Source organism: Symbiopectobacterium sp. Eva_TO (assembly GCF_053848865.1).
Window position 1 is genome coordinate 20,644 of the sequence record NZ_JBSPEY010000001.1, and the last position, 21,532, is coordinate 42,175.

Annotated in this window: 38 protein-coding genes and 4 tRNA genes; 24 read left to right on the forward strand and 18 right to left on the reverse strand. The window is 48.1% G+C overall.

The genetic code is table 11. From position 1 onward, the window contains the following. Positions 1 to 2: 2 nt before the first annotated feature. Entirely contained in the window at positions 3 to 881 is an 879-nt protein-coding gene (rimK, locus tag ACWWJF_RS00120; RefSeq protein WP_455868308.1) for a 30S ribosomal protein S6--L-glutamate ligase, read from the forward strand. Positions 882 to 958: 77 nt separating this feature from the next. On the opposite strand, the gene ACWWJF_RS00125 is transcribed toward rimK, so the two are convergent. The 3 genes from ACWWJF_RS00125 to ACWWJF_RS00135 all read right to left on the reverse strand — a co-directional run bounded on the left by ACWWJF_RS00125 (position 959) and on the right by ACWWJF_RS00135 (position 2,810). Further along, positions 959 to 1,803, reverse strand: a protein-coding gene (locus ACWWJF_RS00125; protein ID WP_455868309.1) for an IS5 family transposase whose coding sequence is annotated in 2 segments (ribosomal slippage) — positions 959 to 1,458 and positions 1,458 to 1,803 — 846 coding nt in all. Because the reading frame shifts where the segments join, the coding sequence is not laid out codon by codon here. 45 nt (positions 1,804 to 1,848) lie between these two features. Further along, positions 1,849 to 2,031, reverse strand: coding sequence for an Aca2/YdiL-like domain-containing protein (locus ACWWJF_RS00130; RefSeq protein WP_455868310.1), 183 nt, complete (start codon positions 2,029 to 2,031; stop codon positions 1,849 to 1,851). Between the two features lie 539 nt (positions 2,032 to 2,570). Further along, positions 2,571 to 2,810 carry a hypothetical protein gene (locus tag ACWWJF_RS00135; protein WP_455868311.1) on the reverse strand — a complete coding sequence of 80 codons (240 nt, stop codon included), beginning with the start codon at positions 2,808 to 2,810 and terminating at the stop codon, positions 2,571 to 2,573. A 109-nt stretch (positions 2,811 to 2,919) separates the two neighbouring features. Between ACWWJF_RS00135 and ACWWJF_RS00140 the strand changes: the two genes are divergently transcribed. Both ACWWJF_RS00140 and ACWWJF_RS00145 read left to right on the forward strand, forming a co-directional pair. Continuing rightward, positions 2,920 to 2,993 (forward strand) — tRNA-Cys (locus ACWWJF_RS00140). A gap of 6 nt (positions 2,994 to 2,999) precedes the next feature. Further along, positions 3,000 to 3,086: transfer RNA gene (locus tag ACWWJF_RS00145), tRNA-Leu, on the forward strand. A gap of 91 nt (positions 3,087 to 3,177) precedes the next feature. Here the strand turns inward: ACWWJF_RS00145 and ACWWJF_RS00150 are convergent. The 6 genes from ACWWJF_RS00150 to ACWWJF_RS00175 all read right to left on the reverse strand — a co-directional run bounded on the left by ACWWJF_RS00150 (position 3,178) and on the right by ACWWJF_RS00175 (position 6,475). Then, a complete protein-coding gene (locus ACWWJF_RS00150; protein WP_455868312.1) occupies positions 3,178 to 4,212 on the reverse strand; it encodes a tyrosine-type recombinase/integrase in 1,035 nt (344 codons plus the stop codon). After that, the gene (locus tag ACWWJF_RS00155) at positions 4,212 to 4,439 is read right to left on the reverse strand and encodes a DUF4224 domain-containing protein (RefSeq protein WP_455868313.1); all 228 of its coding nucleotides are present in this window, start codon (positions 4,437 to 4,439) and stop codon (positions 4,212 to 4,214) included. Before ACWWJF_RS00155 ends, ACWWJF_RS00150 begins: the two co-directional genes overlap by 1 nt. 187 nt (positions 4,440 to 4,626) lie before the next feature. Continuing rightward, the gene (locus ACWWJF_RS00160) at positions 4,627 to 4,788 is read right to left on the reverse strand and encodes a protease FtsH-inhibitory lysogeny factor CIII (protein WP_455868314.1); all 162 of its coding nucleotides are present in this window, start codon (positions 4,786 to 4,788) and stop codon (positions 4,627 to 4,629) included. 14 nt (positions 4,789 to 4,802) lie between these two features. Beyond that, positions 4,803 to 5,012, reverse strand: coding sequence for a ParE family toxin-like protein (locus ACWWJF_RS00165; RefSeq protein WP_455868315.1), 210 nt, complete (start codon positions 5,010 to 5,012; stop codon positions 4,803 to 4,805). A gap of 9 nt (positions 5,013 to 5,021) precedes the next feature. Next, positions 5,022 to 5,807, reverse strand: a complete 786-nt coding sequence (locus tag ACWWJF_RS00170; RefSeq protein WP_455868316.1) for an antA/AntB antirepressor family protein — start codon at positions 5,805 to 5,807, stop codon at positions 5,022 to 5,024. A 68-nt stretch (positions 5,808 to 5,875) separates the two neighbouring features. Then, a complete protein-coding gene (locus ACWWJF_RS00175; RefSeq protein ID WP_455868317.1) occupies positions 5,876 to 6,475 on the reverse strand; it encodes a Rha family transcriptional regulator in 600 nt (199 codons plus the stop codon). A 260-nt stretch (positions 6,476 to 6,735) separates the two neighbouring features. On the opposite strand from ACWWJF_RS00175, the gene ACWWJF_RS00180 reads away from it, so the two are divergent. Beyond that, on the forward strand, positions 6,736 to 6,882 hold the full coding sequence (locus ACWWJF_RS00180) for a hypothetical protein (protein ID WP_455868318.1): 147 nt from the start codon (positions 6,736 to 6,738) through the stop codon (positions 6,880 to 6,882). Between the two features lie 42 nt (positions 6,883 to 6,924). Here the strand turns inward: ACWWJF_RS00180 and ACWWJF_RS00185 are convergent, their stop codons facing one another. Continuing rightward, a complete protein-coding gene (locus tag ACWWJF_RS00185; protein ID WP_455868319.1) occupies positions 6,925 to 7,200 on the reverse strand; it encodes a helix-turn-helix transcriptional regulator in 276 nt (91 codons plus the stop codon). Between the two features lie 228 nt (positions 7,201 to 7,428). Between ACWWJF_RS00185 and ACWWJF_RS00190 the strand changes: the two genes are divergently transcribed. Then, positions 7,429 to 7,782: a hypothetical protein gene (locus ACWWJF_RS00190; RefSeq protein WP_455868320.1), complete on the forward strand. Its 354-nt coding sequence runs from the start codon at positions 7,429 to 7,431 to the stop codon at positions 7,780 to 7,782. Positions 7,783 to 7,795: 13 nt separating this feature from the next. Beyond that, positions 7,796 to 7,871 (forward strand) — tRNA-Lys (locus ACWWJF_RS00195). Positions 7,872 to 7,944: 73 nt separating this feature from the next. Here the strand turns inward: ACWWJF_RS00195 and ACWWJF_RS00200 are convergent. From ACWWJF_RS00200 to ACWWJF_RS00235, 8 genes are all read right to left on the reverse strand, one after another. Continuing rightward, entirely contained in the window at positions 7,945 to 8,268 is a 324-nt protein-coding gene (locus tag ACWWJF_RS00200; protein WP_455868321.1) for a hypothetical protein, read from the reverse strand. Between the two features lie 72 nt (positions 8,269 to 8,340). Next, on the reverse strand, positions 8,341 to 8,754 hold the full coding sequence (locus ACWWJF_RS00205) for a single-stranded DNA-binding protein (protein WP_455868322.1): 414 nt from the start codon (positions 8,752 to 8,754) through the stop codon (positions 8,341 to 8,343). Beyond that, positions 8,755 to 9,381, reverse strand: a complete 627-nt coding sequence (locus ACWWJF_RS00210; RefSeq protein WP_455868323.1) for an ERF family protein — start codon at positions 9,379 to 9,381, stop codon at positions 8,755 to 8,757. A gap of 8 nt (positions 9,382 to 9,389) precedes the next feature. Continuing rightward, positions 9,390 to 9,572: a hypothetical protein gene (locus ACWWJF_RS00215; protein ID WP_455868324.1), complete on the reverse strand. Its 183-nt coding sequence runs from the start codon at positions 9,570 to 9,572 to the stop codon at positions 9,390 to 9,392. Then, entirely contained in the window at positions 9,569 to 9,760 is a 192-nt protein-coding gene (locus ACWWJF_RS00220) for a hypothetical protein (RefSeq protein WP_455868325.1), read from the reverse strand. The genes ACWWJF_RS00215 and ACWWJF_RS00220 overlap by 4 nt, the downstream gene beginning before the upstream one ends. A 142-nt stretch (positions 9,761 to 9,902) precedes the next feature. Next, positions 9,903 to 10,139 (reverse strand): hypothetical protein, encoded by a 237-nt coding sequence (locus ACWWJF_RS00225; protein ID WP_455868326.1) that lies wholly within the window; start codon positions 10,137 to 10,139, stop codon positions 9,903 to 9,905. A gap of 119 nt (positions 10,140 to 10,258) precedes the next feature. Beyond that, positions 10,259 to 10,759, reverse strand: coding sequence for a hypothetical protein (locus ACWWJF_RS00230; RefSeq protein ID WP_455868327.1), 501 nt, complete (start codon positions 10,757 to 10,759; stop codon positions 10,259 to 10,261). Positions 10,760 to 11,092: 333 nt separating this feature from the next. Beyond that, positions 11,093 to 11,761 carry a LexA family protein gene (locus ACWWJF_RS00235; RefSeq protein ID WP_455868328.1) on the reverse strand — a complete coding sequence of 223 codons (669 nt, stop codon included), beginning with the start codon at positions 11,759 to 11,761 and terminating at the stop codon, positions 11,093 to 11,095. An 89-nt stretch (positions 11,762 to 11,850) separates the two neighbouring features. On the opposite strand from ACWWJF_RS00235, the gene ACWWJF_RS00240 reads away from it, so the two are divergent. The 18 genes from ACWWJF_RS00240 to ACWWJF_RS00325 all read left to right on the forward strand — a co-directional run bounded on the left by ACWWJF_RS00240 (position 11,851) and on the right by ACWWJF_RS00325 (position 21,206). Then, positions 11,851 to 12,099: a transcriptional regulator gene (locus tag ACWWJF_RS00240; protein ID WP_455868329.1), complete on the forward strand. Its 249-nt coding sequence runs from the start codon at positions 11,851 to 11,853 to the stop codon at positions 12,097 to 12,099. 194 nt (positions 12,100 to 12,293) lie between these two features. Further along, positions 12,294 to 12,572 carry a CII family transcriptional regulator gene (locus tag ACWWJF_RS00245; protein WP_455868330.1) on the forward strand — a complete coding sequence of 93 codons (279 nt, stop codon included), beginning with the start codon at positions 12,294 to 12,296 and terminating at the stop codon, positions 12,570 to 12,572. A gap of 34 nt (positions 12,573 to 12,606) precedes the next feature. Continuing rightward, positions 12,607 to 12,771: a hypothetical protein gene (locus ACWWJF_RS00250; RefSeq protein ID WP_455868331.1), complete on the forward strand. Its 165-nt coding sequence runs from the start codon at positions 12,607 to 12,609 to the stop codon at positions 12,769 to 12,771. Then, positions 12,768 to 13,538, forward strand: coding sequence for a helix-turn-helix domain-containing protein (locus ACWWJF_RS00255; protein ID WP_455868332.1), 771 nt, complete (start codon positions 12,768 to 12,770; stop codon positions 13,536 to 13,538). Before ACWWJF_RS00250 ends, ACWWJF_RS00255 begins: the two co-directional genes overlap by 4 nt. 100 nt (positions 13,539 to 13,638) lie before the next feature. Continuing rightward, positions 13,639 to 15,513 carry a toprim domain-containing protein gene (locus tag ACWWJF_RS00260; RefSeq protein WP_455868333.1) on the forward strand — a complete coding sequence of 625 codons (1,875 nt, stop codon included), beginning with the start codon at positions 13,639 to 13,641 and terminating at the stop codon, positions 15,511 to 15,513. 109 nt (positions 15,514 to 15,622) lie between these two features. Continuing rightward, positions 15,623 to 16,060, forward strand: a complete 438-nt coding sequence (locus tag ACWWJF_RS00265) for a recombination protein NinB (protein ID WP_455868334.1) — start codon at positions 15,623 to 15,625, stop codon at positions 16,058 to 16,060. Positions 16,061 to 16,259: 199 nt separating this feature from the next. Further along, a complete protein-coding gene (locus ACWWJF_RS00270; RefSeq protein WP_455868335.1) occupies positions 16,260 to 16,550 on the forward strand; it encodes a DUF1364 domain-containing protein in 291 nt (96 codons plus the stop codon). After that, the gene (locus tag ACWWJF_RS00275; RefSeq protein WP_455868336.1) at positions 16,547 to 16,909 is read left to right on the forward strand and encodes a RusA family crossover junction endodeoxyribonuclease; all 363 of its coding nucleotides are present in this window, start codon (positions 16,547 to 16,549) and stop codon (positions 16,907 to 16,909) included. The genes ACWWJF_RS00270 and ACWWJF_RS00275 overlap by 4 nt, the downstream gene beginning before the upstream one ends. After that, the gene (locus ACWWJF_RS00280; protein WP_455868337.1) at positions 16,909 to 17,127 is read left to right on the forward strand and encodes a hypothetical protein; all 219 of its coding nucleotides are present in this window, start codon (positions 16,909 to 16,911) and stop codon (positions 17,125 to 17,127) included. Before ACWWJF_RS00275 ends, ACWWJF_RS00280 begins: the two co-directional genes overlap by 1 nt. 97 nt (positions 17,128 to 17,224) lie before the next feature. Then, the gene (locus ACWWJF_RS00285) at positions 17,225 to 17,716 is read left to right on the forward strand and encodes an antiterminator Q family protein (protein ID WP_455868373.1); all 492 of its coding nucleotides are present in this window, start codon (positions 17,225 to 17,227) and stop codon (positions 17,714 to 17,716) included. A gap of 268 nt (positions 17,717 to 17,984) precedes the next feature. Then, positions 17,985 to 18,060, forward strand: a tRNA-Phe gene (locus ACWWJF_RS00290). A gap of 81 nt (positions 18,061 to 18,141) precedes the next feature. Next, positions 18,142 to 18,396, forward strand: a complete 255-nt coding sequence (locus tag ACWWJF_RS00295; RefSeq protein WP_455868338.1) for a phage holin — start codon at positions 18,142 to 18,144, stop codon at positions 18,394 to 18,396. Continuing rightward, entirely contained in the window at positions 18,393 to 18,917 is a 525-nt protein-coding gene (locus ACWWJF_RS00300; protein ID WP_455868339.1) for a lysozyme, read from the forward strand. The genes ACWWJF_RS00295 and ACWWJF_RS00300 overlap by 4 nt, the downstream gene beginning before the upstream one ends. Further along, on the forward strand, positions 18,896 to 19,270 hold the full coding sequence (locus ACWWJF_RS00305) for a hypothetical protein (RefSeq protein WP_455868340.1): 375 nt from the start codon (positions 18,896 to 18,898) through the stop codon (positions 19,268 to 19,270). The genes ACWWJF_RS00300 and ACWWJF_RS00305 overlap by 22 nt, the downstream gene beginning before the upstream one ends. Then, positions 19,242 to 19,433, forward strand: a complete 192-nt coding sequence (gene lysC / locus ACWWJF_RS00310; protein WP_455868341.1) for an Rz1-like lysis system protein LysC — start codon at positions 19,242 to 19,244, stop codon at positions 19,431 to 19,433. Before ACWWJF_RS00305 ends, lysC begins: the two co-directional genes overlap by 29 nt. A 213-nt stretch (positions 19,434 to 19,646) precedes the next feature. Continuing rightward, positions 19,647 to 19,853 carry a hypothetical protein gene (locus ACWWJF_RS00315; protein WP_455868342.1) on the forward strand — a complete coding sequence of 69 codons (207 nt, stop codon included), beginning with the start codon at positions 19,647 to 19,649 and terminating at the stop codon, positions 19,851 to 19,853. Positions 19,854 to 19,884: 31 nt separating this feature from the next. After that, positions 19,885 to 20,100, forward strand: a complete 216-nt coding sequence (locus ACWWJF_RS00320; protein WP_455868343.1) for a KilA-N domain-containing protein — start codon at positions 19,885 to 19,887, stop codon at positions 20,098 to 20,100. 101 nt (positions 20,101 to 20,201) lie between these two features. Next, entirely contained in the window at positions 20,202 to 21,206 is a 1,005-nt protein-coding gene (locus ACWWJF_RS00325) for an IS110 family RNA-guided transposase (protein ID WP_455868344.1), read from the forward strand. Positions 21,207 to 21,532 lie beyond the last annotated feature (326 nt).

A 21,532-nucleotide genomic window follows, 5' to 3' on the forward strand; every position in this document is an offset into this window, starting at 1 on the left:
TGATGACGATCGCCATTTTATCACGGGACGGCAGTCTGTACTCCTGCAAGCGTCTGCGTGAGGCCGCAGAAGCACGCAAGCACGTTGTTGATATTATTGATCCGCTCTTGTGCTATATGAACATCAACTCTGCTGCATCCACTGTGCATTATCGCGGTCGCCAGTTGGTAAAATACGATGCGGTAATTCCTCGCATCGGCTCGCAAATTACCTTTTACGGCACCGCAGTGTTGCGCCAGTTTGAAATGCTGGGAAGCTTTGCGTTGAACAACGCGCTCTCAATCACTCGTGCACGGGATAAGTTGCATTCGCTACAACTGCTGGCGCGCGAGGGCATCGATTTGCCAATCACCGGTTTTGCGCATTCACCGGACGATACCAGCGATCTGATCGATATGGTGGGCGGAGCACCGCTGGTGGTTAAACTGGTGGAGGGCACTCAGGGGATTGGTGTGGTGTTGGCGGAAACGCGTCAGGCGGCCGAAAGCGTGATTGATGCATTTCGCTGCATGAATGCGCACATTCTGGTTCAGGAGTATGTGCGCGAGGCGCAGGGTAGGCACATACGCTGTCTGGTGATTGGCAATGAAGTCGTCGCGGCCATCGAACGTCAGGCCAAAGAAGAGGATTTTCGTTCCAATTTGTACCGTGGCGGCACCGCGCGCCCGGTCATTATCACGGAGCGTGAGCGTGCCATTGCAGTGAAAGCAACGCAAACGCTGGGCTTGAGCGTGGCGGGCGTGGATATTTTGCGCGCTACGCGTGGACCGCTGGTGATGGAGGTAAACGCTTCTCCCGGTCTGGAAGGGATAGAACGCACTACCCAACTGGATATTGCCGACATGATGATGGATTTCATTGAGCAGCATGCGCGCGATTGAATGTCGCCAGCATGATAGGCAATCCCGCTTTTCTATTGGTATCGTACGCAAATTTTACGTAAGCTAGGCTGTGTCCCTTAATTACATAACCTCTGGTAAAACAGGCGGATGCAGCCCAGTTTCAACATTGCCAGATAATTCCTCGCCGTTTTGTCGTAACGTGTCGCAATGCGACGGTATTCTTTCAGACGGCCAAAGCACCGCTCAACAACGTTCCGATTGCGGTAGGCGTCACGATCGAGCTTTGAACGACCATCCACCGCCATTTTTTCAGTGGATTTTCGGGGGATGACAGTTTTTATACCTCTGTTTTTCAGCTCGTTACGTAATACATGCCCGGAGTACGCCTTGTCAGCGAGTACCGCATGACCACGGCGTTTCATACTGCCGTTCTGGCGTTGAACACCAATACCGTCCAAAAGACGTAGTGCAAACTGACTTTCATGAGCCTGACCGGGGCTCAACACGATGTTTAACGGAAGACCACTTCCGTCTGTAGCCATATGGATTTTGGTGCCAAAACCACCTCGAGAGCGACCCAGACCATTATCTCCGGTGATATCGGGATGTTTTTTTGAGCACCGGCAGCACATTTCAGCGCCCGGATATTGCTACCATCCAGCGCAGTCGCTGACCAGTCCACGAGGCCATGGGCATCAAGTGATGAAAGTAACTTATTGAAAATAATGTTAATGACTCCCGATTTTGACCATCGGTTAAAGCGGTTATAAACGGTTTTCCATGGGCCGTATCGCTCAGGTAAATCACGCCATGGGGCACCAGAGCACAGCCCCCAGAACATGCCATTGATAATCATGCGATGCTCAGCCCATGGGCGTCCGGCCTGTGGTGTTGCTGGTTCAGCAGGGAGTAAGGGCTGGATGATAGCCCATGCTTCATCGGGAAGGTCGTAGCGAGCCATAGTTAAAAATGATTTATAAACAAACAGTTAGTATAACTCATGGGATTAAGGGACACAGCCTAGTGTGTCAATAACCTCTGAAGGTATTGGCTGCGAGCCACTTTCCCATAAACGCCAGGTTTCGCTTTCAGTACCGTTAGCAATATAGGTGGCTGCTTCATCAACACTCATAAAAAAAGTTGACGTAAGGCTTGTAGCTCTAAATAATTCATCATAATGCGACTCCACAACGCAACGAATTATGCTGCTAGTAAATAACATTATTGCTTATTTACCGGCTTGATTATTGTCACACTATTTTGTGCAACATTGTTTATTTGCAGTGGTATCCAGGTTGGCGTGATCTTTGCGTTGTATCAGCGCGTGATAGCTGGACACAGCAAAGAGGGAGAACCGGTGCTTGACTGATCAATTCTGGCGAGGGGTGAACAGCCACAGGTGTTCAATATGGCATAGACGACTTTCTTAACAACTTTCGTTACGCGATGATTGAACGTGTTACTTAACCACAGCAACGATTACTGGCGGCTACCTGGTCGACATCAGGCTTTGTTGAATAAACAGATTTTATGCTACCAACCCAGTAAAACGATTGTTTCCAGCAACGTAAAATCATGCAGTTAAGCATTATGAGAAAACGGAATGCCTGAGGTGATAAGCATTTTCTACCAAAATGGGCATAGTAAAACAGCACGATTCCCTATTATTCAACAAAACCTCGACATCATTGAAATTGCTTGTGCAGTATCAACCTCCAGTCGCCAGGTTTACTGGTGGTGGTGGTGGTGGTGGTGGATATTGTACGTTTTTGTCGCTGTCCGGCATTTACGCTGAGCCTGGATAATTATGTTACTGCGGTCTGGGCGGGTGAATATTTGTCGACTAAACAGCCATTTTGCTGATAAATGCAGCGAGAGTTGTAAATAATGAGTTGCCGTGGTGAGCTTTTGAGCGTTTGGTTTTATCCCAGCGACAAAGGGCTTGCCATCAGCACGTAACCAGTCCATAATAGCGTCCATTTCTGAAATGGAAATGAAAAAATCTTATTTAATCAATAAGTTATAGGTAAAAACTTATTGATATGACCTGAAGTCTTGAGTTAGTAGGCAGAATAAAGGCGCGTTGGCAGAGTGGCCATGCAGCGGATTGCAAATCCGCCTACCTCGGTTCGACTCCGGGACGCGCCTCCAATTTTCGCCCGGGTGGTGAAATCGGTAGACACAAGGGATTTAAAATCCCTCGGCGTACGCGCTGTGCGGGTTCAAGTCCCGCCCCGGGCACCACGAATAAAAACTATAATAATCAGTATTTTGTTTCCTATTGATCGCCGCTGTTAAGGCGGTTTTTTTATGCACAGAAATGTCTTTCGTAATATCATTTCGTAATATTTTTGCTGTCTTGCTGGGCACCCACTACTGGAACAATCCGGATTTTCCTGTCATATCGTGCCGTTTGATCCACATTTTTATGCCCGGATATAGACTGCTTTTCGTACAGGCCCCCGTCTAAATCAGAGACTCCTTTCGCTTTTAGATCGTGAAATGTAAAGTCTAAATCAAGCTCAGGGAACTGCTTTTTGGCTTCTTGTTTTGTTTTCAACCATCGTGTATTGAAGCCATCCCGAGTATATCGTGTACCTGATGGTTGATGTAGTACGTATATGCTGCTCATACCTTCGTTTAAGGGTAGAGCTTTGGACATCGCTATGGCTTGTTCAAGTCTTGGGGACCATGCTTTGATTTGCGCTACTCCTGTTTTACTTTGCTGAATTAATATTCCTTCGCGGATTAACTGGCTGTTCTTTAATGAAAGGATATCAGCTTGGCGAGCGCAACAAAGATATGCTAATTCCATGGCGACTTTCACTAAAGTAGGCGCCATCTTATAGACGGCTTCATATTCAGCATGGGTTATATATCGTGTACGCGCGGATTCTTTAAACTGACGTACTCCCTTGCATGGATTTCCTTTTACCATACCTCGCTCATAGGCGAATCTAAAAACTCTCGATATAAAGGCTTTTTCTCGATTAGCTTGAGTCCGACTTTTCAGGCCTCGCTTATCCATATACCGTCTAATATGTTCCGGTTTGATATGGTCCGGGTTTAACTTTCCAAAGACAGCAACAACTTTTTGAGCATATTTTCGATAATCCTTCTGTGTTTCGGAAGCTAATTCAGTAAAGTCACCTGATGTAAAAAATCTTTCCACAAGCCCTTCGAATATGGATGAATCGCTACAATTATTATTAAATGCTTCATATGCTGACCAAACTTGGGCTGGAGTAGCATTAAAACCGCAGAGTCTAACAGTTCCCCCTGATCTAGGTCTGAACTCAAATGCAGATTTACCTCGACTAACACGCGGCGGTAGCCAGTTATCAGCAATGTTCTTCCTTTTTCGCCCCATCAGTCTAACGCTCCATAGTTCGGTTCAACATATTTAGATTCTTCAGCTACGGTTCTTTGAGTATAAGGAGAGTTAAAATGTGCCCAAGTTGTGCGGGGCCTCCCATCTCTACGAGTTATGAAGAAAATCCCCGCAGCTTGCAAAATTTCACATTGCTTCGATGGTATTTTGTACCCTGTTATTTTTTCAAGTTCATCGTCGGTAATAATGTCGTTTTCACTTTTCATGGCATTATTTCAAACCTCGCTTCTTCATGGCTTCAAGCAGGATGTCCTGCATTTCGCGTTTTGAATCGCGCCGCTGCGCCATTTGTCATGGTGGCAGGGGGGATTTGTGAATCTCAGAAACGGTACAGTGAAGGTTGCACACAGGGTATGCAGTGATGAAGGTGATTTCAGGCTGTAACAGCCTTGGTTAAAGTACTGATGCTGGTCGTATACGTTTGCCTTGCTGCCCGAGGATATCGATAAACTTTCGGTATCCGTTTCTCAGCCATTGAACCCATTTATCCAGTTGGGTTTCTTCCGGGTGATAGCTCCCCATGAGGGCAGCATGACCCGCGAATGCATAATTCATGGGGGCTCCTATTTTTAGATTGCTATTTGGGTGTCGTATTTGGCGTGGCTCATAGTCTTCCAGCTCTGGCCGTTATCTTTGGATAACATGCGCCAGTAGAGGGAGAGTCGTATTGATAAATAACCGGTTCGTTGGATGCGTCTTGCATGGATAAGTCCTTCACGGTATAAGCGCTTAAATAACTTCTCACGCTCTCTTATCCTGTTAGGTATTTTAGGTTTCATTATTTTTCCTTATGCCACCTGAAGATATTTATCGTGGGTAAATTCACCGTTCCAGTCTTTCTTCATCGGAAGTTCGCCTTTCAGATAGTGGCGATACAGCCATTTAGCGCCTTCTTTTAAAATAATGACTTCATAAAATTGCTTCTTGCCCTTTTCGGTGTTAACGGTGACCGTTTTTTCGGTGAAATATTTATAGCGCGCATAAGCCTTTACACGCCACTCATAAGGTTTGTTTTCCTCTTTCTGTCCGTCGTAGAGGAAATTACGCTCTGCCAGAAACAGATTTACCCCCATCACATTCACCCCGTTAAGTTGCTTGCAGAACTGGACGGGCGTCATGCCGACCTGAAAGAGGTTTTCCAGGCTGTCCACGGTTTGCTTAAGCGCTTCCACCTGTTCGGTATAGTTCAGCAGCATTCCGCGTAACCATGACGGGTCATTGAGTTGCGGTAGGGCAACAGCAGCCTTGGCTTGTTTCTCGCACTGGATGAAGTACTGGCGCGCCTCTTTGCCTTTCTCGTTGCGCTCAACCATCGAAAGCTCTTTCGCCATGTCGATGCTGATGGCGTATTCCATGGAAGGGCGGCCACCTTTGGGGTTTTCCCCAATTTCGGGGAAAACTAAATAGTCGATATTTTCAACAAATCCGTACTGCTTGATGCGGTCTTTAATCCAGGTGGTGAAATCCTTGCCGACCTTAAGGAACTCGTGCAGGTCACGGGCGTTCACTGTCTGGACGGTTTCGCCATTGATGCTATTAGTTTCGATGGCAATCAGTTGGTGTTCTTTAGACATGATCAATCTCCTCACAAGTGAATGTGATTAATGAAACCCCGGCACGATACCGGGGCGGGATTACTGGGTTAGTGAAGTCTTGGAGTCTGTCCGGGCTGTAGCCGCGATTTTAATTGGCTAATCAGTGGTGCAAGGCAAAAGGAAACATCTCTTAGATGCTCGCTAACGAATCCTGCTTTGGGATAGCTTAATTGAAGTAAGGCGCTTTCCAGTTCTGAAAACCAGATTTTCTTGATGGTATTAAGATGGAAGGCTACGCATTCGGCATAATGTGCGTCGATCTCTTCTTGTGTGACAGTGCTTGGTTGCTTTGTTTGGCGTTGGCCATGAAGCCGCTCTTCCATGCGGTTAAACTCCGCAATGTAAGCTTCCTTGAACGCTGCTGCCTTTTTTCCCGTAAAGCCCATGACTAGGAAGACAAAGCCGTCTTTTGTCATTTCAAACATCGGGCGTTTTTCGCCTTTTGCATCGACGTAATCAACGAGCACAAAATTGTGCTGGTTAAAAATCGCTGAACAATCAAGGTTTTTGATTTTATCTAAAACCCTTTCGTGACGCTTGCCAAAGTAATCAGCAACGTCTCTAGACGTGGTTAGAGCTTTACCATTGTTGATAAATACGCGAGGTTCTTCAATGTGCAAGTTTTCTGCTAATGCTGGAAGGGCCATGATAGCCTCCGATGGTTGTATTTGAACTACTCACCACCAAGAGACGCTAACCTCTGATTGGTGGTGAACTGAATGGAGTTAGCGTTACCGGATACAACCAACCGGCCAGCCTTTCGGCTGCCCCATCCAGTCCACCATAGAGATGTAGCTGGATTGCGACGTAAAAAAACACGCTCGCGGCGTGTCATGTTGTCGCGGTTGTATCTGTCGGAACGCTAATCCCGGCACCTGAATTTGCAGGTGCAGGTTGACTATAGCGCATGATTTCTTCTTCCGTCAATGGATATTTTGGAAACAAAAAGCCAGCTCTAGTGGCTGGCGTAGATTTCCCTGGTGTTGGGCTAAAAAGTTCAAAAATTTTTGATTTGCAGTATGATGTCTTTATTTTTAATGAGTATCCCGAATAAAAGAAAGCGATTGTACCCTACAAAATGTAGGGTGTTTTGTGCTTATTCTTTGTTTGTCAAAGTACATTGGCACAATGTAAACAAAACCAAACGTATATGAATCGTCGAAACAAGATGACTTAAAGAATAAAATTCAAGTTTATTTTTTATTTCTTGCAATGTATCTCTTACCGCTGGATAGGAAACATTACGTGCCCAGGCAATCTCTTTTTTGGTCATTCCCAGAGCAAATAACATTGCGGTTTCAAATTGTGCTGGCGTTAATTCAGGAAAAATATGATTTAACTGCGCGAATTTTTTTGAATCGAATATTCTCATTTCTTCGCCCTAGTATCTTGAGAGATGAAACGTGACATTAACGATTGTGCTTCACAAATGGGCACAAGAAAGCTAGACTTTTTCATTAGCCTTATCCCTATTTATTAGGAGTAGGTTTAGGGTTAGCTGGCTGTTGGGATATCAAGATCCCTTCAGTCAGTGACGATTTCTCACTGAGTTCACAATGAAAATGGTTGTGTTATACTTCCCAAAAAGGAGAATAACATTATGGGTCAGGTTGCATTTGATACATTACAAGCATCAGAAGAGCTTGAAACTGCTGGCATCTCTAGAGAACAGGCTAGGGCGATTTCGCTCGTCGTACGCAAGTCTCATGAGGTGGCAGATGTGGCCACCAAACGTGACCTCGAAGACGTGCGGAAAGAGGTGATTGCCCGCTTCGAGAAAACTGAAGCGCAGATAGCCGATGTCCGTAAGGATATGCAATTAGTCCGCAAGGATTTACAGCTTGAAATGGCTGGTATTCGCGCTGAGCAGAAGTTAATGCGCTGGATGCTGAGCGCTGGAATTTTGGGTATTCTCTCTCTGGTTGTGAAAGCTTTTCTCGTTACAGCCCTTTAATTAATTTGTCTCAGGGTTGTTAGCTCAGTTGGTAGAGCAGTGGACTCTTAATCCATCGGTCGCAGGTTCGAATCCTGCACAACCCACCATGCTACCCCTTGCGTCAGGGGGAACCCGATTGCATAACCGCCTGTTGACAGGTGGTGACGCCCCTATCCCGGATTAGTCGCTTCTGACAGCACCGTAACGCCCTCTGTAATCTTTAAAGCGTTCGTCTTTAGATGGGTCAATTTCTACTTTGGCATAAACTCTATTGACTTCCGCTGCGATCCGCTTCTCTTCGGCTAATATCACGCGATTTTCCCATGCCACCCGTTTTTCTTCCCAGTTAATTAACCGTGGGTGATGCAATCCTTTTTCTCCAGCGTCTACAGCTTCCATTGCTCCCCTGACTATAGGAATAGTCTTTAGGTAGCGTTCCTTTCCCGACGCATCCAGTCGGTTGTAATATTGTCTTTCGTCAGGCGTTAATTCTTCATAGGTCATAACGTCACCTGAAATTCAGGCAGCACAACGCCGTCCCTATGGCTGTCGTGCTGCGGTGAGATTGGGGTTAAATCAGAAGGGGATAGAGTCTTCGTCGTCGAAATTCATTGGCGGCTCTTGTTGTGGGGCATTGCGTTGCCGATTGCTACCGTTATTCTGTGCATCCTGCTTCTGTCCTGATGAGCCAAAATCAATATCGTTGACGATAATCACAGGTGCCGTGCGCTTATTCCCTTGCTGGTCTTTCCATTCGTCCAGAACAAACTCTCCAGTTACCGTAACCTTTGTTCCTTTAGTCAGGTACTGAGGAAGCTTTTCAGCCTTGGGTCCAAACAAGCGGCATTGCACCCACGATGTTTTCTCATGCTCTCCATAGCCTTGCTTCACGGGTAGCGAGAATGACGCGATACACTTTCCGTTTGGCGTCCATCGCTGTTCGGCATCCTTGCCGATATTCCCTGATGCTACGATGAGGTTAATTGCCATTTATGCCGCCTGTTTTAGTTCAGTTTGACGAAGCCGGTAAACCTTCACGCATTCATCCTGATGCTGTTTACTGGCGCTTAAAGCGTTCCATGCTGGCTTATAGATGCCGTTGAGTTCTGCCATCGTCTGGCAATCGCCAGCCTGCGCTGTGAAGTCTTTCAGTATTTCATCAGGGCTTCGTGGTGCAACGTTGTGACACTCAGCATCAGGGTCGATTGCGGTTTCTTCCGTTGGAATGCAGAACGCCTGAAACGCGGCGTATTTGTAGGCTATTGACATGGCTTTGTTAGTGGCTTTGTCGCTGGTATCCATTGCCTCACCATAGGTAACCACAGTGTGAATGCTGCCGTCTTCGGTGCTGACAAAATCAAACTCAGCGCGAACAGTGATGTAAAACAATGCACCGCCGTTTTTACTGGTTCGCTCACATGAAGTGCGTTCTGTGCAGCGCGGCAGGATAAGCAATTTATTCCTTACCAGGGCCGGAGCCAGTGCGTTATACACATCATCAATCCCCCGAAATGCGTATGTCACCTGGCTTCCCTGTTTTTTTTCTTTGCTAATGCCTCGTTCAGCTAATTCAGCAGCGACTGCGCTGATGGCGGCATATACCTTTTTTGTCTCCATTTATCACCTCAGAATGGCATGTCTTTATCGAGGAAATAGCGCTCGTTAAGTCGCTCCCAGTGAGCAAACTCAAGCGCAGACCTTTTGTATTTACGGTTGCCCGCCTTGCGCCAGTAGAGCGCTTCAGTGAGATAATTCAATCTGGCTAATCGGCTTAACTCTGGCGTCTTTTGAGTGCCGCTGTAAATCATCTGAACACCTCCGGATTTCCTTTCTGATTAACCGTTGCAATAAGCTGTTCGAATAACCGTTGCAGCCAGCTTTTGTTTTTGAAGCTCTGGCCCGTGACGATATTTGAGCGGTGATGTTCGATTGACCGAATCGGGTCAAATTTAATTTCAGGACGCACGATGGGTGCGCCCGCGATAGCAAGTTCCATCGTGGCTTTCCTTGATTTTGACTGATGTATTAATGATGCCGAGGAATATCGGCGCGGGTATAAAGAGGCAGTTCAGTGTTATCTATTATTAGTGTGATGCTGATTACAGCGATAAGCGGATGATGGGAATGCTGAAAGTGTTTCAGTCAGACACTGGCGTTAATTTTTTCACCTGCTTTTTGAGCCACTTATTTTCCTCCACCAGAAATGCGATGGTTGATTTGTATATTCTTGTCTCATGGTCGTCACATGGGTGAGTATTTATGCTCATCAAATAACGTGAATCATTAATATTATTGCTGCCGTTGGTGACAGCGACCATGTCACCGAAATCAGGGTGATTGAAGGTCGTGATATGAGGTTTATTAAGTTGCATCATTCAATCCTCCGTTAGCTATCAAAATATTTTCGTTTCCATTTAATAATTTCCGGGTATTGTCCGTTAGCTGTGTTTGAAATAACGCCATATTTTCCAAGCAGCACGACCCAGCTTCAAATTCAATGAACGAGCCGCGATGTATACGTCTGTCTTGCTCTGGCGGTAATGCCATACTCCGTTTTCGGTTTGCTGTACCAGATGCGATGGTTAAGACGTCTGGTAATATCGTACTTTTCAGCGAAACGGTTAATTTGCTCTCTGAACTTGTCCAGTAAGCCGAAATTAATCCGTGGTGCACGTTTGCGCTTGAAGGCCAATTCGATTCGGGTAAGCGCCTTGCGTTTTTCTGGCTTCAGCCCCAATGCCCTATCGATACGGGATGACACCAGTTCACGGCGGATGGCTTCTGCCTTGCGTCTGGCATGACGTCGAATAGCGGCGTTGGTTTTGTTAACAGGATTAACGGATTTACGGTAAATGATAGTAGCCATGCTCCCCTCCAATAGATGGTTTTGGTGGTGTGGTGGCCAGTGCTGATCTCCGGCTTTCAGTAAACGCGGTGCGACCTGCTCAGGCATCCCTGAAGCCCTCATACAGATACGGAGACCGTAGCTGCGCATCTGCCTGCACAATTCACCACACCCCAAAAACATCTGGGTAAAGGTTCGGCACGTTGTCGGTGCCTTCCGTAGAGCGCGAGGCTCGTTTTGAAAGAGCATGTATTTGAAATTTTCCCCAACCGCCGTCATGTTCCTGCGCCTCGGGCTGGCTACTTACGCTCAGGCAATCGGCGGGTAACTCGAGGTCTTGCCTGCCGGGGTATTGCCGTTGCGGGTTGGTGGTCCACCGTCTGGCGTCCGATTGTGGGTCTTCGAGGAATATAATGTATCTGTAAGGTACATTTGTCAAGCATAAAAAAACCCGCACTTGCGGGCTTTTATCAAGAACCTTTCTTATTTAAGATAACGTCTTGCTTTTCCAGAAAAAATCACAGTACCTATTATTGAGCAACAACCATTTACTTGTATGTACTGCTCTGGCCAGTTTTTATTTAGTGCCTTCAAATATTTTTTGCCACTATCTTCAATAAGTCTCTTAAATGTAGCTTCACCCGAGTCAAGCAATAAAGCTATTACATCATCACCATGAATGGCTTCAACTTCTGGATCAACAAAAATCATATCGCCTGGCGAGTATTCTTCTATCATCGAGTCACCGACAACTCTTAAAATGTACGTCATTTCACTACAAGGAACAGGACATGGATACTGTTGCAAAAAGTTATCATCCTCTTCGGTATCTTGAATAGAACTCCACGATCCCGCTTGTACCCACGAGATGAGAGGAACCATTCGTATTGCAAGATTGGTTTCAGAGATATTATTAACAGCAACATGAGCGCTTACCTGATGTTCGCTGTCTAGCCAGCCCACACCTAAAGAGAAACATTTTTCAATATGACGAGCTAAGTCATCACCTATTTTTTTTGTCGGATTTTTCCCGATGATACGACTAACTTGAGTTGATTCACGGTCAATAAAAGTAGCGAAGGAATTATTTCCCCCAACACTATCACGAAGCTTTCTGGCGTTATCTCGCCTGATTTCATCATTAGTTTTCATATTGCCAATACTCTATCGACATGTATCAATCAGGTACAAGTATCTTGCGTGTTCATTTTTATTCTGTATAATGTATCTAGGAGGTACCAATGAAAGAATTTTGGGATAAGTTAACAATCGCAGAGCAACATAAGCTTGCTCATAAAGTTGGCAGTAGCCGTGGATACTTACGACTAATATTTAATGGTTACAAAAAAGTGGGTTTTTCTCTTGCCAGAAGTTTGGAAGAGGCAACCGATGGTGCTGTAACCAAAGCTCAATTACGTCCTGATATTTATGAAAACCCAGTGGGGGCACCACAGAAAGCTAAATATTATCAATATTTATCTGCTTCATAAGCAGTACCGCTCTTTACAACGGACACTCGTCCTACGGAAGCCACCGACAACGTGGCGAACTCAACATCCCACAGTAACAAACTCACTGTGACTGCCTCACGGCTTCGTCACGTCTGTTGATCACCAAAACACAGGTGCCGTGTTTCTACACGTGCATCCGATAACCTATTTTTTCAACAAGGAAAGTATCACACATGAACCACGCAACACAAAGCAAGAAAGCCGCTCACATCGAGTCGGCGCTACTCAACAAGTTAGCTCTGATGGGACAGAAAGCCTTTGCCGCCGCCATGAACGTACCGGAGTACCAGGTTAGTCGCTGGAAGAACGGTCTGTTTCAACAGGTGAGCCTGATGCTGGCCGTGCTGAACTACGGCATTGCCGATGATGAAATGGCTGAGCTAGCCAAACGGCTGGCGGGGTATTTGACCAAAGAAAAAGCCGGTCAGTGGGGAAGCACTTTTCCGGCTTAGAAACGCAAATAACTAATTAATTTCAGGAGGAATTATGGCACTAAATAGCCGGAATTTCAAGCAAAAAGGCATTTATCGCCCTCATCCTGAACCCCAAACATTGATGCCGGAGGATGCGGCGAAGAAATTCGCCGAACTCTTTCGCCTGCAACAACAACTTTACCTGGCTCGGTATGAGTCAGAGGAGAAACGCAAATGAGCAGAATAGCCACTGACTGGGCCTGGAGTCTGAATTTACCCTCATCACAAAAACTGTTGCTCCTGTCTCTTGCTGACCGGGCCGATGAAAAACACTGCTGTTACCCCAGCATACAAAGGCTTGTCAGTGACACCGGGTTGGAAAGAAAAACCATCGGTAAAGGCATCAATCAGATGATCGAAGAGGGTCTGATTCGCGACACCGGCGAGAGAAAAGGCCCTACAAAACGGGTTCGGGTATTACAGCTAAATATCGGCAATAAATGTACCCCAAAACGGAATGATACCGAAAATGGTAATGTTACCAAAAACGGAACGTTAAATGATCCCAAAATTGGGACTTTGAATGATCCCAAAAACGGGATTTTGAATGATCCCAAAATTGGGACACAGAATCAGTCATTAGAACCCAACATAGAACCAGAAAAGAATATCCCCTTACCCCTTACCGACACGAAAACCAAATTTGACCCGCTAACCGAAAAACCGTCGAACGTGTCGGCAGAGGTTTGGGCCGATTGGGTGAGCCACCGCAAAGAAATTCGTCACCCGTTGACCCCGACCACCTGCAAGCGCATCAGGTCGATGCTGGAAAACCATGTCAACCCCGATGCGGTGATTAACCTGTCCATCGAACGGGGTTGGCAAGGGTTATTCCCGGAAAAAATCACTGAGCCAGCTAAAACCACGCCCGCGTTCGATGTTTCCCGGTTGACCGAGGAGCAGCGGCGTGAACTGGCCTTGTATGAACTTCTGGAGGGGCGATGAAATCATGGCTGAAACGGGTTTTGATTGCCGGTTACTGCCACGGGGTTATGCCGATATCGGCAGTGACGCTGGGCTTTAAGATTTTTCGATTGGAGGCGGTATGACTATCCAGGAATTATCCGGCCTGTTGTGGCAGCGGGTTGAGCAGGTGGTGGCTCACTTGCTCCCCAACGGTCGGCGCGTCAATGGGGAGTGGGTTGTCGGTGATTTGGACGGCAACAAGGGGCAATCGCTCAAGGTCAATCTCACCGGCAAGCAGGTCTGGTGTGAGTTCAACGGCGGACAGGGTGGGGATTTGCTGGACTTGTGGGTATCGGTACGGCATACCCAACTCCATCAAGCCATGCAGGAGGCCAAAGCGTTTCTGGGTGTCAAGGACGAGGACAGCGCCTTTCTGCCTAAACCGGCAAAAATCTTCAAGAAACCTGAGCGCAAGGGCGTCAAAGGCTCCCGCGACTGTTTCGCGTATCTGGCCTCAAGGGGGATCTCCCACGAGACGGCACAAACGTTCAAAGTGACCGACGCGGTGATATTCAACCACGAGACCAAGCAGGAAGTCCCCGCCATCGCCTTCCCCTACCTGCGCGACGGTGAGCTGAAACAAATCAAGCGGTTGGGGGTTGAGCGTCATGACGGTAAAAAAATCATCATGGCGGAGTCCGATTGTGAACCCTGTCTGTTTGGCTGGCAGGCCATCAACCCCAAAGAGCGCAATGTGGTGGTGATTTGTGAAGGCGAAATTGACGCGATGAGCATCCACCAGTACGGCCTCCCGGCACTCTCGGTTCCCTTCGGTGGCGGAACGGGGGCCAAGCAGCAGTGGATTGAGCATGAGTACGAAAATCTGTCACGTTTCGCAGAGATATTCCTGTGCATGGACATGGACGCTGCCGGGCAATCCGCCGCCAAGGAAATTGCTACCCGGCTGGGGATCCATCGTTGCAGCTTTGTGAAGCTCCCTCACAAAGACGCTAACGAATGCCTGGTCAACAATATTTCAGTGGAGCAGTTTCAACGGCTCTTCATGGACGCTGAGACGTTCGACCCCACAGAACTCAAACGGGCGGGCGAATTCCGTCAGGAAGTCCATGCGGCTTTTTTTTCACCCGCTCCCGGTCTGTTCACCAGTCCATGGCCCACGCTGGAGCAGAATTTCAGATTCAGGACGCACGAACTGACCCTGGTCAACGGCGTTAACGGTCACGGCAAATCGCAGTTTGTGGGGCATCTGGCGCTTGAGGCGACGTACCAGGGGGTGTCTGCCTGCATCGCCTCCATGGAGCTACGGCCCGCCATCCTGCTGAAACGGATGATTCGACAAGCCGTATGTACGGGGGATACCTCACCGGAGGATGTAGACCGGATGATGGACTTGCTCGATGCCCGGATGTGGCTGTTCAACGTGACAGGTAAAGCCAAGGGGGAGCGGATTTTGTCCGTGTTCAAATATGCGCACAAGCGCTATGGCGTCAAGCTGTTTGTCGTGGACTCGCTGATGATGTGCGGACTCAATGAGGATGATTACAACGGCCAGAAGGCGTTTATGGAAGCGTTATGCGAGTTCAAGCTGACTTACCCGGTGCATGTGCTGTTGGTCACTCATCCCCGAAAAGGCGAAAACGAAGAAAAGCCGGTCGGCAAGATGGATGTCAAGGGAAGCGGCGCTATCACGGATTTGACCGACAACCTGCTCACCGTTTGGCGCAACAAGGCGCGTGAAGCCGTGGTAGAGAAAGCGAGGAAATTTGGTAACGAAGCGTTATCGGAGAAAGAGCAAAAGTTACTGGAGGCCCCCGGGACGCTGTTATTGCTCGACAAGCAGCGTAATGGCGAAGGCTGGATGGGAAAAATTCCCCTGGTGTTCAACCTGCTGAGTAATCAGTTTCTGGCCGACAAAAAGAGTATTCCGTTTAACTACGCACGGTGGGAGTCGCAAAGTGCGGTGATATCTGAAATGCGCCGTATGGCGGTTTAACGAAAACAGCGAGGGAAATAGGCATGACCGCATATCTAACAGAATGCATCGTGGGGCTGCTGGCAATGGCAGCCCTTTTTGTTTGGGTGTGTAAATTCAGAGGTGGGTGATGGATAAAACACGCTTCCTGCTGCGTGATGAGCGAATACGCCAAAACCTGAAAGCGTTTATTGATTCCTTGCCCACCGACCCACACCGCCCCCTCGAAATCACCATCAACGATGCTAAACGGACATTACCGCAGAACGACCTGTTCCATGCGTTATGCACCGATGTTTCGCGTCAGGTGGTGTGGGCAGATAAACTGCGCCCGCTGCTGGACTGGAAGGCGCTGTTTGTCTCGGGACATGCCATCGCTACCGGCAGGCCGGGAGAAGTGGTTACGGGGCTGGAGGGGGAGTTTTGCAGCCTCCGCGAGAGCACGGCTCAGATGGGCGTAAAGCGCATGAACAGTTTGATTGAGTACGCCCAGGCCTGGTCGGTCGGCAACGGCGTCAGGCTGCGCGAGGTGCGTTATTCAGGGGATTATTTTGGGAGAGTGGGATGAAGAACATGCCTTTCAAGTACGACGGGTTAACCCCTGAAGAAGCGGAACATCTAATCAAGCACTACGAAGACAAGGGTTATCGCGCTGTCAGGTCACTGAGCAGCGACCCGAAATATTGGGATGTCGTTGTCACCCTTCCCGAACAGCAGTACCTCAAACCAACGCCACGCTCAATGGTTAACAAAATGTGGAGGTAGATATGGCGAATCTTGGAAAAGAGGCCAGAGGTCGAGAGTGTCAGGTGAGGCTCCCGGGTATCTGTAACGGCAACGCTGAAACTGTAGTGCTGGCGCATTTTCGCATGGCGGGATTGTGTGGAACGGGAATGAAGCCTGACGACCTTTTTGGCGCATGGGCCTGTTCTGCCTGTCACGACGAAATAGACCGCCGTACGCGTATCACCGATGCTGAATATGCCCGACTGCATCATCTTGAGGGCATTATCAGGACGCAGGCCGTTTTGCTAGAGGAGGGGAAGATTAAGCGATGACCGAATATCACCTGAAACTGCCGTGGCCACCATCGTTAAACACCTACTGGCGACACGCACGACATCGGCACTACATCAGCAAGAAAGGCACAGCATACCGACAAAGCATCATCCAGATAATCCAGCAGCAACACCTTGATATCAACACTCCCGCAAGACTGAAAATTTCCATCATCGCCAACGCTCCAGACAAACGACGCCGTGACCTCGACAACCTGCAAAAGGCGGTTTTCGATTCGCTCACTCACGCTAGGTTCATGCTGGATGACGAACAGATAGACGATTTTAGAGTGAGGCGCGGGCAGCAAGAGCGTGGAGGCAGTCTGGATGTCGTCATCACTGAATTGGAGGCAGCCTGATGTTTACCAATATCAACGCAGCGATAAATCACGCCAGAGAACGGCATGATGCAGCAATTCAAAAACACATTAACGGAAAGCGCTGGCCCTCTCACTTTGTCGTTACGCAATTCCGCCACCGGCTGCATGTGCTGCGTGAAGATAAAGCAAAAGGAGAGGTTACTTACAGCACACGTCAGGACAGGTTCGGCACGGTAAATACTGAGGGGGATGCATGAAACTCCTTACCTACATTTTCTCACTCTTCACCCCAATCACCCCAACTATCCAGCCAACGCATTATCAGTGCTGGGATGCCAGTCCTCGGAGGAAGAAATGCCAATAGCTGAACTTAAGCTCACGGATGACCAGCATCGATGGATTGAAGGGTGGTTGGAATTATGGGGCGCGTGGGTTTATTCAGGGAGGCTAGAGAAGCGGCAAAGCAGCGTAATTGCGCAGTTCATGGAGAGAGTAGAGCCAAGCAGGGTGATGAGTAGGCCCATGTGCAACGATGATGACGGGATGTTGATTTCTCAGGTCGTAGATTCCGTAATGCGCATTGACACAAGGGCGCTCGGTATTCTTCTCAGCTACTACGCTCACGGATCATCTAAGCGAGCAATTGCATCGTACTATCACAAAGCCGCAAGGCCACGCAAAATCGACAGGGGGAGATTGGGTGAGGGGTGGCGTAAGCCGTCAGAGGAAGCGCTGAGGAAAGAGATTTCACAGATACTGGAGGCTACGCTGTATATTCTCTACACTCCACTGCGAAATGCGTTTAAAAGTCGTAAACGTGTAGCTAAAGTTAAGCATGTTGCTTGAAAGCACTTGACAGCTTTTACCCATTTACCCATAATTAAACCTAAGCTGCCGTTCGTGACTCTTAAGTTTCGGCGGCAGTATTTAGGTGGTGAGATAAACGAGGCGGCGCTCACCATTGAACCGCCAAGCGGGTATGTTCAGCCGATGGCTATGCTACTCCCGCCGCATAGGCTGAGAGGTCTTGTTAACGGACAATACTCCGTCAAACCGCCTGAAAGGGGCGGTGCCAATTCAGGCCCCAGCCTAACAGCTGGGGCTTTTTGCATCTGGAACTCTGGCGTAGATAGTTCGCGCGGATGTCTGAAGAGCATCAGGAAATAGTTCGATTCTATCGGGTTCCACCACATTCAAGGCTGAGCTAATTGCTCGGCCTTTTTTTCCCCTTTCAATAATACACAGCGCCATCCCTGTTGGGAGGTGAGGCTATGACACGAATGAGCACTATCTACAGCAGGCTTTCATACGGAACCGGGACGGGCTTAATGGGCCTTGGTGCATCTGCCAGAGCCTACGCCGCATCAACTAAAGAGAGCGTATGGTTGCTTGCAAACAAAATGGCCGGGTTAACGCTCGGTGATTGGGCGATCATCGTCGGCATGGTCTGCACAATCGGCACCTTTGCTATCAACTGGTACTACCGTAGGAAGGAATACCAGTTGAGGGAAAAAGGCGGGGTATGAGGCGTAGGAGTAAAAGAGAAATTGCAGCCGGTGTAGTGTGCTCTGTCGGAGTGATCATAGGAATAGTGATGAACAACGGCCAAGTGCGAACCAACAAAGCTGGCCTGGAGCTTATCGGCAATGCCGAATCATGTCGCCGTGACCCTTACCTATGCCCAGCCGGTATTTTGACTGATGGCATTGGCAATACGCATGGCGTTGTCGATGGCACCCGTAAGACGGACGGGCAAATCGCAGCGGACTGGCAGAAAAACATCCTTGAGGCTGAAAGGTGTGTTGATAAATACGCCGGTGGGAAAAAGTTGCCAGATAACGCATTCAGCGCAGCAGTGAGCATTGCTTTTAATGCTGGCTGTCCAAAGATTCAGGCTTCAACCATGTTCCAGTTATTCCGTGCAGGAAAAATTCAGGCAGCGTGTGAGCAGTTCCCGCGTTGGGTATATAGCGGCGGTAAAGTTCTTCCTGGCCTCGTTGCTCGGCGCGAGAAGGAGCGCGAACTATGTCTATCAGGGCTACAGTGATCGCCGTTCTCGTTGCTCTCATTACCGCACTGTCATTCGGCGTCTACTACTACCACGACAAATACAGTGATAAAGCGAAAGAACTCGAAGCAGCAGAGCGGAAACAACAGCAGGCCGAAACTATCGCTGGAAATGTGATCCAGTCAATGCGTATCTTCAACGCCATCACGCGGGCCAATCACGATGAAAAACAGCAGATACAGCGGCGGTCTGAAACTACCGTGGTTTACATTCGTGAAAAGTTATCGACTGATGAGTGTGCTAGTCGGCCTGTTCCTGATGATGTCGTTAGCAAGCTGCGAGAGCACGCGGACAGAATTCGTAATGGCTCCAGTAGTCCCCATCCCCGCTGAACTTTTACAGGACTGTCCAGCACCAAAAATTCCGTATCAAATGAACTACGGCAAGAGTGTAGCGCTGAATGAAGAACTGCTGACCGTTATTGAGAAGTGTAACGCCGACAAGCGAAGCATTCGTGAAATCGAAGGATCCCGGAAGAATTTACCTGCCAAGTAGCTGTGCAACTCTGTGAAGAAGTGGCAAGGCTGCGAAACCAAACAATGAGCCTCGGCATCGTCCGGGGCTTTTTTTCGCCTGCGCATCCTCGTGCGCATAAAACCAAGAGTCTTTCGGGATATGAGCCTGAGACAGAGTGGCGGTTTCATCGCTAACCACTCTTGGGCCACTCATGTCTACGAGGCAGGCTCTATCACCAAAAGGAAATAAGCGATGCAATTAGTTGAAATAAAGAAACTTGATCTTGTAGCGAATACTATGGCGATTGCTGAAGGTGTTAAGAAAGATCATGACACCATCATCAAGCTTGTTGACCACAATAAAGCCGATCTGGAAGAGTTCGGGCCACTCGGATTTGAAATCCGTATGGTTGAAAGAAGTCAAGGTGGTGGCAACCTCTCTCGGGCGGCTTTTCTGTGAGACAGGCTCGTTTTCTATAGGAAATATCGATATGCAATTAGTAATTTCTGATGTTGCCGTTAAGCAAGACAAGGATGGTCGCTATTGCCTGAATGATTTACATAAGGCTGCTGGCTCGGAACGCCGTAATGATCCGCATGATTGGATGCGTCTTAAACAAACCAAGGACCTCATCAATTTATTGAGCGATACGGGAATTCCCGTAACGACCATAAAGGGTGGTAAAAATCAAGGAACATTCGTATAAACCAAACAATGAGCCTCGGTTAATCCGGGCTTAATGAGATGGTCACCCCCACTCTGTGAGCGGTACGCTGGCAGGGTGTTTTTCTTTCAGGAGAGGCCATCATGCAAAACGTTACTCTTATTGGTATCGATCTCGGTAAACATTCTTTTCATATTCATTGCCAGGATAAGTCAGGTAAAGCGCTTCTGCGTAAGAAGTTTACGCGCACAAAGCTAATGCAGTTTTTGGCGACGTGCCCGCCCTCGGTTGTTGTTATGGAAGCTTGTGCCGGTGCACACTTTATGGCGCGGCGTATCAATGATAGCGGCCATGAAGCAAAACTTATCTCTCCGCAATTTGTGCGCCCGTTTGTCAAGGGCAATAAAAATGATTTTGTTGATGCAGAGGCGATATGTGAAGCCGCATCCCGGCCGTCAATGCGTTTTGTTCAGCCGAAAACGGAGGTTCAGCAGGCGATGCGAGCACTGCATCGGGTCAGGGAATCTCTTATCAGAGATAAAGTAAAAACCACTAACCAGATCCACGGTTTTCTGCTGGAGTTTGGGATAAGCCTGCCAATCGGCGAGGCGGTAATAAAGCGACTGTCTCTGGTGCTGGCTGAGCACGAAATCCCCGCATACATGAGCCGTCTGCTGATGAAGTTACATGCCCACTATCTTTACCTTGTCGAGCAAATAACAGCGCTGGAATCAGAATTAAATCAGTCAATCAAAGCTGATGATACTGCACAGCGAATTATGACAATTCCAGGCGTCGGCCCGATTACTGCCAGCTTACTTTCATCACAGTTCGGCGATGGAAAACAATTTTCATGTAGCAGGGATTTTGCGGCTTCCACAGGGCTTGTACCGCGACAATACAGCACAGGAGGCAAACCGACTCTGCTGGGGATAAGCAAACGAGGTGATAAAAATTTACGCAAACTTCTGGTTCAATGTGCCCGCTCGTTCATGATGCGACTTGAATATCAGCAGGGCAGGCTTGCTGAATGGGTTCGGGGGCAACTCGATAACAAACATTCAAATATTGTCGCCTGTGCTCTGGCAAACAAACTGGCGCGAATAGCCTGGTCAATCACAACTAATCACAATGAATATCAGGCCTGATGTTATGTAGAACTAAATCAACAGACTGATTATTAAGTAATTAAACAGCAGTTACCTATCTGGTTTTGCGAAGACTGATTATTGATGACATGAACGGCATATCGGCCTGCTGAAAAACCTGACGACAAAAATGGCTCACTGAAGCCGAGGGCTTTTTCAGGTTCACCAGGCGCGGAACTCATCGAGGCGCGGGCATCTCGCCCACAGAGACGCCGGATAGATTGAAGCAAGCCCACCATTAGTCAAAAATCAGTGTTGCAAAAATGGGGGTGACCATAGATTTTTGTGTCCGTAATATCTCTGGCGCACTCACCGCGCATCCCAAC

Bases quoted from the DNA above. Each gene is read 5' to 3' on its own strand.
- ACWWJF_RS00275 (WP_455868336.1), top strand. From the start codon at position 16,547: ATGACCGAATATCACCTGAAACTGCCGTGGCCACCATCGTTAAACACC.
- ACWWJF_RS00320 (WP_455868343.1), top strand. From the start codon at position 19,885: ATGCAATTAGTAATTTCTGATGTTGCCGTTAAGCAAGACAAGGATGGT.
- ACWWJF_RS00285 (WP_455868373.1), top strand. From the start codon at position 17,225: ATGCCAATAGCTGAACTTAAGCTCACGGATGACCAGCATCGATGGATT.
- ACWWJF_RS00280 (WP_455868337.1), top strand. From the start codon at position 16,909: ATGTTTACCAATATCAACGCAGCGATAAATCACGCCAGAGAACGGCAT.
- ACWWJF_RS00180 (WP_455868318.1), top strand. From the start codon at position 6,736: ATGATTTCTTCTTCCGTCAATGGATATTTTGGAAACAAAAAGCCAGCT.
- ACWWJF_RS00215 (WP_455868324.1), bottom strand. From the start codon at position 9,572: ATGATTTACAGCGGCACTCAAAAGACGCCAGAGTTAAGCCGATTAGCC.
- ACWWJF_RS00295 (WP_455868338.1), top strand. From the start codon at position 18,142: ATGACACGAATGAGCACTATCTACAGCAGGCTTTCATACGGAACCGGG.
- ACWWJF_RS00170 (WP_455868316.1), bottom strand. From the start codon at position 5,807: ATGTCTAAAGAACACCAACTGATTGCCATCGAAACTAATAGCATCAAT.
- ACWWJF_RS00235 (WP_455868328.1), bottom strand. From the start codon at position 11,761: ATGAAAACTAATGATGAAATCAGGCGAGATAACGCCAGAAAGCTTCGT.
- ACWWJF_RS00270 (WP_455868335.1), top strand. From the start codon at position 16,260: ATGGCGAATCTTGGAAAAGAGGCCAGAGGTCGAGAGTGTCAGGTGAGG.
- ACWWJF_RS00210 (WP_455868323.1), bottom strand. From the start codon at position 9,381: ATGGAGACAAAAAAGGTATATGCCGCCATCAGCGCAGTCGCTGCTGAA.
- ACWWJF_RS00300 (WP_455868339.1), top strand. From the start codon at position 18,393: ATGAGGCGTAGGAGTAAAAGAGAAATTGCAGCCGGTGTAGTGTGCTCT.
- ACWWJF_RS00250 (WP_455868331.1), top strand. From the start codon at position 12,607: ATGGCACTAAATAGCCGGAATTTCAAGCAAAAAGGCATTTATCGCCCT.
- ACWWJF_RS00205 (WP_455868322.1), bottom strand. From the start codon at position 8,754: ATGGCAATTAACCTCATCGTAGCATCAGGGAATATCGGCAAGGATGCC.
- ACWWJF_RS00245 (WP_455868330.1), top strand. From the start codon at position 12,294: ATGAACCACGCAACACAAAGCAAGAAAGCCGCTCACATCGAGTCGGCG.
- ACWWJF_RS00190 (WP_455868320.1), top strand. From the start codon at position 7,429: ATGGGTCAGGTTGCATTTGATACATTACAAGCATCAGAAGAGCTTGAA.
- ACWWJF_RS00305 (WP_455868340.1), top strand. From the start codon at position 18,896: ATGTCTATCAGGGCTACAGTGATCGCCGTTCTCGTTGCTCTCATTACC.
- ACWWJF_RS00175 (WP_455868317.1), bottom strand. From the start codon at position 6,475: ATGGCCCTTCCAGCATTAGCAGAAAACTTGCACATTGAAGAACCTCGC.
- ACWWJF_RS00220 (WP_455868325.1), bottom strand. From the start codon at position 9,760: ATGGAACTTGCTATCGCGGGCGCACCCATCGTGCGTCCTGAAATTAAA.
- ACWWJF_RS00155 (WP_455868313.1), bottom strand. From the start codon at position 4,439: ATGAAAAGTGAAAACGACATTATTACCGACGATGAACTTGAAAAAATA.
- ACWWJF_RS00165 (WP_455868315.1), bottom strand. From the start codon at position 5,012: ATGAAACCTAAAATACCTAACAGGATAAGAGAGCGTGAGAAGTTATTT.
- lysC (WP_455868341.1), top strand. From the start codon at position 19,242: ATGGCTCCAGTAGTCCCCATCCCCGCTGAACTTTTACAGGACTGTCCA.
- ACWWJF_RS00150 (WP_455868312.1), bottom strand. From the start codon at position 4,212: ATGGGGCGAAAAAGGAAGAACATTGCTGATAACTGGCTACCGCCGCGT.
- ACWWJF_RS00185 (WP_455868319.1), bottom strand. From the start codon at position 7,200: ATGAGAATATTCGATTCAAAAAAATTCGCGCAGTTAAATCATATTTTT.
- ACWWJF_RS00230 (WP_455868327.1), bottom strand. From the start codon at position 10,759: ATGCGCAGCTACGGTCTCCGTATCTGTATGAGGGCTTCAGGGATGCCT.
- ACWWJF_RS00265 (WP_455868334.1), top strand. From the start codon at position 15,623: ATGGATAAAACACGCTTCCTGCTGCGTGATGAGCGAATACGCCAAAAC.
- ACWWJF_RS00160 (WP_455868314.1), bottom strand. From the start codon at position 4,788: ATGAATTATGCATTCGCGGGTCATGCTGCCCTCATGGGGAGCTATCAC.
- ACWWJF_RS00315 (WP_455868342.1), top strand. From the start codon at position 19,647: ATGCAATTAGTTGAAATAAAGAAACTTGATCTTGTAGCGAATACTATG.
- ACWWJF_RS00135 (WP_455868311.1), bottom strand. From the start codon at position 2,810: ATGGACTGGTTACGTGCTGATGGCAAGCCCTTTGTCGCTGGGATAAAA.
- ACWWJF_RS00325 (WP_455868344.1), top strand. From the start codon at position 20,202: ATGCAAAACGTTACTCTTATTGGTATCGATCTCGGTAAACATTCTTTT.
- ACWWJF_RS00240 (WP_455868329.1), top strand. From the start codon at position 11,851: ATGAAAGAATTTTGGGATAAGTTAACAATCGCAGAGCAACATAAGCTT.
- ACWWJF_RS00260 (WP_455868333.1), top strand. From the start codon at position 13,639: ATGACTATCCAGGAATTATCCGGCCTGTTGTGGCAGCGGGTTGAGCAG.
- rimK (WP_455868308.1), top strand. From the start codon at position 3: ATGACGATCGCCATTTTATCACGGGACGGCAGTCTGTACTCCTGCAAG.
- ACWWJF_RS00225 (WP_455868326.1), bottom strand. From the start codon at position 10,139: ATGATGCAACTTAATAAACCTCATATCACGACCTTCAATCACCCTGAT.
- ACWWJF_RS00255 (WP_455868332.1), top strand. From the start codon at position 12,768: ATGAGCAGAATAGCCACTGACTGGGCCTGGAGTCTGAATTTACCCTCA.
- ACWWJF_RS00200 (WP_455868321.1), bottom strand. From the start codon at position 8,268: ATGACCTATGAAGAATTAACGCCTGACGAAAGACAATATTACAACCGA.